Source organism: Ruminococcus sp. 5_1_39BFAA, assembly GCF_964240875.1.
In the GTDB taxonomy this organism is placed as follows: Bacteria; Bacillota; Clostridia; order Lachnospirales; family Lachnospiraceae; genus Blautia_A.
The window spans coordinates 1-9,499 of sequence record NZ_CAXSVO010000054.1; the positions used below are offsets into that span (position 1 = coordinate 1).

Genomic DNA, 9,499 nt, shown 5'->3' on the forward strand with positions numbered 1-9,499 from the left:
CCCTTTAAATGGACTTATAAAGGTATACCTTTGACGGTTTGATATTGCTTAATTATTAATGCAATGCTGTACTAGACACTAAACTTTGCGTCCCTGTGTTTCCGCAGGTTTGCTGAATAACATTTTCTCCTTTATCATAGACCACAGGGGCAGGTTTTGTCAAGGAGATTGTCGCTTGGTGTGTCTCCTGGCAATCTCTTCTACGATCTGATTATATGTTTTTCTGTTCAGACGGTAAAAATAAAGGACAGCAGCCGTTATAACCCAAAGCACTCCCGGAACCGTTGTAAACGAATGCTTGATCACCGCCAATACCGCAGGATTCTGCGTCTGGTTTGCCGCATATCCAAAGATCCCCAGAACGCCGGCCAGGACAGAGGTTCCGATTGCCATTCCAATCTTATTTCCGAGAGAAATAAAGGCATATTGGAAACCATCATTGCGAAGCCCGGTCTTCCATTCCCCGTATTCCACACAATCCGGAACAATGGCATAGATTGCCGTATTAAAACCGGAGAAGAAAAACTGTGCCAGACAGGAAAACAGATAAAAGGGCACCGGGGAAGCTCCGGCTGTGAAAAAATACATACAAAACATGCTGATTCCTGTCAGAAATGCAAAGATAGAAGCCGCCCGTCCTTTATTATTGGTCAGACGGAACACAAACGGAAAACAGGCTGCGCCAATAATGGAAGGGATGATGATAAAAAGTGAATATGTACTGAACAGTGCTTTATTTCCCTCCACATAGGTAAAATAATACAGGGCATCCGCATTTCTGCCATACAGGGTCACGCCAAAGAGAAACTGTCCCGCTACGGCGATCATATATGGCTTATTCTTTGTCACAGCCGACAACTGCGCTTTTAATGAGATTTTTTCTTTCTCCGGTATGGTTATGACCTCTTTCGTTTTTGCAAAACAGAAAATATGGCAGGCGGCAAAAATACATCCGTATAAGATAGCTATAAGAAGATAGCCTCTTTTATCATTTCCATTCCCAAGAGCCGCGATCAGCGGTACGGTTATAATGTTGATAATGCCGATGGCGATCATGGCGCTGACGGAACGGAAGGTATTGATCTTCGCCCTTTCTTCGATATTTTGGGTCATGGCGCCGCATAAGGTTCCGTAAGGAATGTTGACACAGGTATAGCCCAGCACCAGAATGCAGTATGTAACTGCCATGTAAACAATTTTTGCGGTGGAGGGCCAGCCGGGATGGGCCCAGAAGGTGAGGACCAATACCATTGCTGTCAAAGGCGCTGCAATTAAAAGCCATGGCCTGTATCTGCCCCATCTCGTATTGGTCTTATCACTTAATCCTCCTATCACCGGATCATTAATGGCATCCCAGAAACGAGAAAATAACATCAGTCCGGCAACGGCACCCATACCGATCCCAAATACATCGGTATAAAAAATCATCAGAAAATTTCCCACAAACATCCAGCTAAAGTTACACCCTACGTCTCCCATCCCATAGGCAAACTTGCTGATCAACGGCACCTTTACGTTTGTATCCTTCTGTTCCATTTCAATCCTACTCCTCCGAATCTTTTTTCCGTCCTGCATTCCGGCTTTGTTATTGCTCTGAAATACGGATAACCGCTTTTACAATGTCTGCTTTGTTATTCACGCTGTAATCCATTGCCTTCTGTACATCATCCAGGCTGAAAATATCTGTTACAATACCTTTCAGATTTACTTTTCCGGAAGCAACAGCATCGATTGCCATGGGATAAATGTGACGGTAACGAAAAACGGTTTTAAAAGTCAGCTCCTTGTCAAGTGCCAGGCTCATAGGCAGGGTCATTTCACCGCTTTTGCTGTATCCTACCAGCACAATGGTGGCGCCTTTCTTTGTCATATGGATGGTCTGTACAGTTGTAATCTGGGTTCCTGCTGTCTCAATAGCAAGGTCGCAGCCTTTTCCCTCTGTCAGCTTCATGACCTCTTCCACTGCGTCGGATCTGCTTCCGTTGATCACACCGTCCGCCCCAAGCTCCAGTGCTTTTTGTAAGCGCTTTTCCATAATATCTACCACGTATACCCTGGACACACCCATAGCCTTTAATGCCATCATGGTAACCAACCCGATACATCCGGCTCCCATAACTACTGCAGTCTGTCCCGCTTTTGCGCCGCCCTGCATAGCAGCGTGGAAGCCAACTGCCAGAGGCTCGATCAGGGCCCCTTCCAGAGTGCTTACGCTGTCCGGCAGCTTAAAGCATAAATCTGCCTGGTGTGCAACGTATTCCTGGAAAACGCCGTCTACAGGAGGTGTAGCAAAAAATACTACATCAGGGCACAGGTTGTAGCGGCCGGTTTTGCAGAACTCACAATGACCGCAGGTTTTTCCCGGTTCCAGCGCCACGCGGTCACCAACTTTTAAATGCTTCACATTTTTTCCTACTTCCACCACGGTTCCGCCAGGCTCGTGGCCCAGGACAAAGGGAGGTTTTACTATGTAGTCTCCGATCGCACCTGTTTCGTAATAGTGAAGGTCACTTCCGCATATGCCGACATATTCCAGTTTTACTAATACTTCATCGTCTTGCGGCGTGGGGATGGGGCGTTCCTCAAAAGACATTTTTCCGATTCCAAGCATTACAGCAGTTTTCATTGTTCCATTCATGATTGTTCTTCTCCTTTTATTTTAACTTTTATTTTTACTTTATTAAATAGTTTTATTATGTATATAACTTTAATCGCAGAAGAACAATTTGTCAATAGCATTTCGGCGTATCAGGAGATTTTCGGCGTTGTGTGCAAAATCCGGCAGATATTTTTAGTGAAACCTGCCTAAACCACGGCGGCAGGTATAAAAAAAGAGGGGATCTCATTGCTGAAATCTCCTCAATAGATTTTTTCAGATTTGTTCTATAAAAATTTCCATTACATTCATGGCAGCGCCAAGAGCAGCGGTACCAACTTGGTAACGGCAGGGCTTTAGATACTGTTCTGTTTCCGCGAATGTATTTCTGGCTGATACTTTCTGCCATATACCAGACATATAGGGCTGGATATAACTACCCACGTATCCGCCCAAAATAATATGACAGTCCAGAACCATGTGAATGTTGTTAATAGCTACAGCCAGGTAATCGGTGTACTCATCCCAAAGCTGAACTGCTGTCTGGTTCTTTTGTTCCAACAGATCAAAAAATTTTTCCAGCTTTCCGTCTGCCGCATCGGATAACTGCCAGGCAGCACAGTAGGCATCCAGACAGCCGTTTTTTCCGCAATAGCAGGTTTTTCCGTCAGGGATGACCGTCATATGCCCTACTTCACCGCAGCGGAAGCTTTTTCCCTGGACCAGCTCCTTGTCGCTGAAAATGGCCCCACCTACCGTGTTGCTCAGGGACAGATAAAAGAAGCGCTCCTGGTCTTCTGCCAGGATTCCCTCTGCATAGGCGCCTGCATTGGCATCATTTAGGAAATAGCAGGGGTACGGGAAGTAACGGCTTACAGAATCAAACCGTATGCCTTCTACGCCCAGGATGTGGGAATAAGCAAGCATTTTGCTGTCCAAATCCACAATTCCCGGAAAAGAGATGCCCACGCCCAGAAGCTTTCCGCGGTCTGCACCCGCTTCATCCAGAAAGCTTTCCAGTTCTTCGCCTACCCTAAGATAATATTCCTCCTTGTGCGCATATGGAAGAAAAATGCGCACATATTTCAGGATTTCCCCCGTCAGATTGGTAAGCACCAGGGTAATATGATTTTTCGTAATATCCAGTCCCACTGCCAGTTTCACATTTACAGCGGCTGATAACGCTTTGGCTCTTCTGCCTCCTGTGGACTCCAGCTCTCCGGTTTCTTCCACCAGCCCCTGCCGGATCAGTTCCTTTGTAATCTGTGTCACAGTGGGCAGGCTCATCTTGATCTCATATGCAATATCCGGATTTGATACGGTTCCGTGCTTGCATATATACCGAAAAACACGGTTTCGGTTGTTTTTCTTTACTTCTATGTTGGTAACCTGCTGTTTTTTCATGTTGCGCTCCTATACTTTATTAAAGTATTTTCTTTAGTATAGCATCGCCATGGAAAAAAAGCAACTAAAGGGTTTTCATCCACGATTTTTTCCGGAAGACCACAAGAGTAATACAAAACCGAACGCACTCCTCCAATGACAGGATGAAATATACCCAGGCAATGGGAAGCTTCCAGACAAAGCCGGACAAAAGCGCCAGGGGCACTCCGAACAGCCATGTCCCGATGAAGTCGATCCACATAATGTATTTCGTCTTTCCTCCGCTCCGAATGATGCCGCCGCCCAGGATCATGTTCTGAACCTTTACCGGAGAGATCACCGCAAAGGCAAACAGAATCTGCCGCGTAGTCTCCTGTACCCATGGTTCTACGTTATAGATCTTCACATAAACGGAGCTGGTCAGGATCAGAAGCACCGACAGAAGGACAGACCCCAGAAATCCATATTTCATCAGCTTCTTTGACTCAGAATACGCCTTCCCGTAATTCTGCCCGCCGAGAGATTTTCCAATCAGAATGCCGGATGCCTGTGACAGGCCGCTTAATGCGCCGATCACGAGAGTTTGGACCGGTATGGTCATGGTCATAGCGGCACAGGCGTCTGTCCCCAGATTTCCATAGACCACTGTGTAGATATTTTCACCCAGGCTCCACAGGAATTCACAGGCCAGCATGGGGCAAAGAATACCAAGGTACTGCTTTCCCGCACTTTCCGCTTCTAATCTTTCTCTCTCTTTATGACCTCTCAGCACCAGCTTCATTTTTCTCCTGCGTATATAACTTCCGAAAAACAGAAGGATCATTCCGCAGGAAACGGTCTGTGCAGCCACGGTAGCTAATGCTGCCCCTTTCACCCCCATTGCCGGGAAGAACCATTTTCCGAAAATCAGCAAATAATTCAGTCCTGTATTCATAAGCAGCGCAAAAATGCTGGCAAACAGCGGCAGACTGGCAGCCTCCATACACCGAAGCATCGTGGTCACAATCGAGCTGACAGCCATAGGCAGAAAGGATACGGCAAAGATACGGAGATACTCTGCCGCCAATTCTTTCGTTCCTCCATCCTTTGTATAAATACCCATGATGGCTTCCGGAAATGCCATGCAAAGCACCAGAAATACTGCTGCCAATCCCAGCGACAATGCCAGATTAGTAAAAAAGCTCCTGCTGACCGCTTTGTCATCCTCTGCGCCCATATACTGGGCAATCATAATTCCCGCTGTCGAAGCAACCGCTGCCAGGACTACAGAATAAATAGATGCAAATTTTCCGCCCAGCCCGATTCCTGCAATGCTGCCGCTTCCAAGCTGCCCGATCATCACCTGGTCGATCACACTGAACGAAGACTGCAATAACGACTGCAGCGTTACCGGAAATGCGATCTTAAATACAGTCTGCCGGAATTTTTCCTGTGTTTTCATTACGTCTTCACCTCTTGTCACATCTTTATACAGAATCATCAAATGCATCTGATGATTTCAGTATAATCAAAAGGTATTGTACTTTCAAAGGTTAAACGTGTAACTTAGCACAAAATAACCGGTGATATTTTGTGCATTCTGCATATTATCTTTCTTCTCTCCCTGCAGGCGCAATAAATTTTAAAATCGCCTCACTGACGGCCTCTGCATATTCCTCCGGTGTTTCTTTCATTCCCGTTGTGATCCATCTCTGGAGCAGCAAACTGAAGCCACCTGTAGAATACACTGTGAAATATTCGATTCCACTGACTTTTTTGCGCATGTTCTCATCAATACGTCTTGTTATTACATCAACAGAAACGCGGCTGATTTCGGAATAAAGCATGCCATCAAGTCCGCTCCTATGCATAAGAAGCAGGAAATTTCTGTATTGATTCCAGAAGCCAAAATATTCCCGGGCGATCTGCGCAATGTCATAGCTTTCCAATACAGACGTTTTCCTGCTGTATTCCTGACACAGCCTGCCAAAATAGCAGTGCAGGACCTCATCCTTTTCTTTGTATAATCTGTAAAACGTCCTCCGGGATATATCTGCTCTTTTTACAATTTCAGAAACTGTGATCCGGGCATAATCCTTTTCCTTCATTAACGCAAATAAAGCGCTCTCTATCATCCTGCCGGATTGTTCCTTCTGCTTTTCATGTCCATTCATTTGTTTCCTCCTGCATATGGCACAAATATCCGCTTTTGTAGCACTTCACTGCCATATCTTGATTTTTCCATATTTACAGTATATGATAAAGCAAGAAAAGTCACAAGTGTAGCACTTTTATATTTTAGCAGCTTAAGGAGATTGTTATGAGTAAGATAGTTGTGATATATGAATCCAAATATGGTTCCACAAAACGCTATGCCCAATGGATTGCAGAAGCGTTGTCCTGCCCAATTTTTGAGCGAAAAAAATTCCATCCCCGGGATTTTTCCCAGTATGAGATCATCATATACGGCGGCGGTCTTTACGCGGGCGGCGTAAGCGGGATCAAGCTTCTCACCCGGAACTGGAAGCTTCTTTCCAATAAAAAAGTTGTCCTTTTCACCTGCGGCATTGCCGCCCCCGATGATCCGGACAACGTTTCCAATATTCAAAAATCCCTGCAAAAAATCCTTCCGGATGAGATGTTTGAGCATCTTACCCTTTTTCACCTGAGAGGCAGGCTCGATTATTCCAGCCTCAGCTTTGTACATAGTTCCATGATGTCCATGCTCCGCAAAATGCTGCTGAAAAAGGATCCGCAGACACTGCGCGACGAGGACAGGCAGCTTTTGGAAACCTATGGGAAATGTGTTGATTTCATGGATCCGGACAGTATTCGTCCGGTGGTGGAGTTTGTTGCTTGTTACTGATCCGTATCCGACAACAAGCACAGGGTCCGATCCAGCGAATCAATAATTGCTTTGAACTCTGGCGCCTCTGGGATATAAATTCGCCGTTCCTCGATTTCGCTTTATAATAGGCGAATCGACGTAGTTTTTTACATTTCTGCCCCATAAATGGCACTTTCATATGAGTTATGAACAAAACTCCGACTGGATGCGGTCTCGTCCAGTCGAGGAGAATATCCTGAAATGTTCATTTGCGTTGCGCGCCCAACGCCATCAATACCAAAGCTCTGGATGGCGATTCTGCCCGTCTTTGACTGTACGCAGGATCACGATCGCTGCCATCCGGGTCGTAGAGGATGAAGGGGTCTATCAGATGGATCTGTTCACAGACACCAGCAGGCTGGAAAAAGAAAAACAACTCCAGCAGGCCATGTTGGGAATCAAGCAAAAGTACGGGAAGAATGCTGTGCTGAAAAGTACGAGCTATATGGATGGCGCCACCATGCGGGGCGCAACGAGCAGATTGGCGGACATAAAGCTAAGTGAGACACCATGCATTAGATGCAAAGCCGCCGGAAGGGAGGATAATCTACAGCAGACAGATTTTTCCCTGCACCTATTATTACGACCCGGATAATGCCGTGATTCCCATCGCTCTGAATCTGAACATTTACAGTACGCAGCGTTTATCAACGATCAAGGATGACACGAATTCTGCAAATATATTCTGGACTTTGCAGAATCGCTGAAAAACCCCAGCAAGGAGAAGATATTCTCCTACCTGCTGGCACAGGATGACGGCCTGCGTTCAGAGCTTCTTGCTGAGTATATCCGGCATAGTGATCCATCTCCTGATCTCTATGACCTTTTCCTATCATTCTACACAATTACAGATTATGGTGCTGGTGCCTACGATACAGCACTGCTCCAAAAGTTATTCTCCGGAAGATCTGACGAACAGATACAAGCCGTATCTGCGGCTCTGTCAGATTTTCCGGAGATTATTTCTATCTACCGGTGAGAAGCGGAAGGCAGCACACCTTACCACAAAGCCTTCAGCTGGAGCACAGACATCAACGCTGCATTCTTCTTCGCCTGCAGACACGAAGACAAAGACCATGCCAGGATCATCCGGGCAAAGGTCCGGAAGAAAGATATCATGGCGGTCAATCCGGACAGCAAGGAAAAAGAGGTCATTGTCCTTCCTGGAATGCCCTTTGAGATAAACGTGGAACGGCTTATCGGCCCCAACTCCCCTCTTGTAATGCCGCCCAGGTATTTGGATGAATATGTGAGCGGCCGAGAGCAAATCAGGAAGCTGTATAAACGCCACAACAAAGGCGCAGACGGAGAGCATGACATGGTTCACAGCGCAAGGGTACTTTTCCTTGCACTCTCTATCATTCAGGCTGGAAAACTAAAGCTCAGTACCAAGGAACTACAACAGCTCTCCGAAGCCATCGTCTATCATGATATCGGCCGGAGCGATGACGAAATAGACATGAAGCATGGTGCGGCCAGTCGGCGCATCTATAAAAGTTCCCGTAAGAATTGCGACACCGTCACTGCTTTTCTGATTGAATACCATTGCATTGACGACGAGCAGGCAGAAACATACCTTCAACACAGCCCTATCAAAGGAAAAAGTCGGGCATGGCTGCTCTACCAAACCCGTGCGTATAAAAATCCCCCCTGTGGTTTAAATATCAGCATGATGCTGGTATTATCCACAGGGGGCATTTATTATATCTCTTCCAGAATCCGTTTCACAGCATCCACAAACGGCTGCATATCCTCAAAAACTACATCAACAATAATCGACCAGTTAATGCCATCATAGTCATGCACCAACCGATGCCTCAGTCCAGCGACTAAGTTCCAAGGCTGTTCTGGATACTTCTTCTTCAATTCATCGCTCAACTGGTAAACCTGCTCACCTACATTATACAATGGTGTGGTAACCGCCCACTGCGAAAACTCATCATCCAGCAGCATTTCTTTTGTAATGCCGCGTTCCTTCAACTGTTTATCCAAACTCTCCCATGTGGAGACGATTTTCTTGAGTCTCTCTTTATCAGATTTCTTCATGCGATCCTCACCCCTTCCCGCATGATATTGTCATAAAACTCCGTACCCTCATTCACCTCACGGATTTCAAAGGCATCGACTTCCTTTTTCGTAATCTGCCGGAGTTCCTCGCCAAAAGCGAAAATATCCTTTGGCCTAAAGTGTGCGCCTCCTATTACGATCACATCAATATCTGAACCTTCAGTCTCATCTCCGCGCGCATAGGAGCCAAACAGTATGGCACATTCAGCGTGGTATTTATCCAACAACACCTTTATGGTCTTTTCAATTTCCGATCTTTCCATCTTCATGACACCATACCCCCTTTCCGGGCGTTCATAATACTCATATGCTCCTTTATAATATGTGGGCTTTTAACACAATTTAATCATTTTGGATACTTCCCATCTTTGCATTCTTTACTATTTTAATTTTACCATCGAATTTTACGCATTGCAAGCGGGCGAGGGAAAGTTCCCAGAAAATTCATAAACGGGATTGCCAGAACCAGAGTACCGTACTGTGGAATTTATGGTATATACAACGATTAAAAGCCGGGAGTTTGACAGTTTCATATTTCAAAAAAACCTTACAGGCCTTATAAAGCCTGCTTTTTTTATGTCAAATTT

10 protein-coding genes are annotated in these 9,499 nt (G+C 45.8%); 2 read left to right on the top strand and 8 right to left on the bottom strand.

Translation table 11 applies throughout. The features are described from left to right. Positions 1 to 159: 159 nt before the first annotated feature. From ACESZH_RS23075 to ACESZH_RS23095, 5 genes are all read right to left on the bottom strand, one after another. A complete protein-coding gene (locus ACESZH_RS23075; RefSeq protein WP_373219405.1) occupies positions 160 to 1,536 on the bottom strand; it encodes an MFS transporter in 1,377 nt (458 codons plus the stop codon). A 49-nt stretch (positions 1,537 to 1,585) separates the two neighbouring features. Continuing rightward, complete coding sequence (locus ACESZH_RS23080) at positions 1,586 to 2,638, bottom strand: NAD(P)-dependent alcohol dehydrogenase (protein WP_373219406.1); 1,053 nt, start codon at positions 2,636 to 2,638, stop codon at positions 1,586 to 1,588. 234 nt (positions 2,639 to 2,872) lie between these two features. Continuing rightward, the gene (locus ACESZH_RS23085) at positions 2,873 to 4,000 is read right to left on the bottom strand and encodes an ROK family transcriptional regulator (RefSeq protein ID WP_373219407.1); all 1,128 of its coding nucleotides are present in this window, start codon (positions 3,998 to 4,000) and stop codon (positions 2,873 to 2,875) included. Between the two features lie 64 nt (positions 4,001 to 4,064). Next, entirely contained in the window at positions 4,065 to 5,420 is a 1,356-nt protein-coding gene (locus tag ACESZH_RS23090) for an MATE family efflux transporter (protein WP_373219408.1), read from the bottom strand. Positions 5,421 to 5,565: 145 nt separating this feature from the next. Beyond that, a complete protein-coding gene (locus ACESZH_RS23095) occupies positions 5,566 to 6,132 on the bottom strand; it encodes a TetR/AcrR family transcriptional regulator (protein WP_373219410.1) in 567 nt (188 codons plus the stop codon). A gap of 146 nt (positions 6,133 to 6,278) precedes the next feature. On the opposite strand from ACESZH_RS23095, the gene ACESZH_RS23100 reads away from it, so the two are divergent. Both ACESZH_RS23100 and ACESZH_RS23105 read left to right on the top strand, forming a co-directional pair. After that, a complete protein-coding gene (locus ACESZH_RS23100) occupies positions 6,279 to 6,824 on the top strand; it encodes a flavodoxin domain-containing protein (protein ID WP_373219412.1) in 546 nt (181 codons plus the stop codon). 289 nt (positions 6,825 to 7,113) lie between these two features. Then, complete coding sequence (locus ACESZH_RS23105; RefSeq protein ID WP_373219413.1) at positions 7,114 to 7,440, top strand: hypothetical protein; 327 nt, start codon at positions 7,114 to 7,116, stop codon at positions 7,438 to 7,440. A gap of 348 nt (positions 7,441 to 7,788) precedes the next feature. Here the strand turns inward: ACESZH_RS23105 and ACESZH_RS23110 are convergent, their stop codons facing one another. From ACESZH_RS23110 to ACESZH_RS23120, 3 genes are all read right to left on the bottom strand, one after another. Continuing rightward, complete coding sequence (locus ACESZH_RS23110; RefSeq protein ID WP_373219415.1) at positions 7,789 to 8,172, bottom strand: hypothetical protein; 384 nt, start codon at positions 8,170 to 8,172, stop codon at positions 7,789 to 7,791. A 374-nt stretch (positions 8,173 to 8,546) separates the two neighbouring features. Next, positions 8,547 to 8,891, bottom strand: a complete 345-nt coding sequence (locus ACESZH_RS23115) for a DUF86 domain-containing protein (protein ID WP_373219416.1) — start codon at positions 8,889 to 8,891, stop codon at positions 8,547 to 8,549. Further along, entirely contained in the window at positions 8,888 to 9,181 is a 294-nt protein-coding gene (locus tag ACESZH_RS23120) for a nucleotidyltransferase family protein (protein WP_373219418.1), read from the bottom strand. Before ACESZH_RS23120 ends, ACESZH_RS23115 begins: the two co-directional genes overlap by 4 nt. Positions 9,182 to 9,499: the final 318 nt, after the last annotated feature.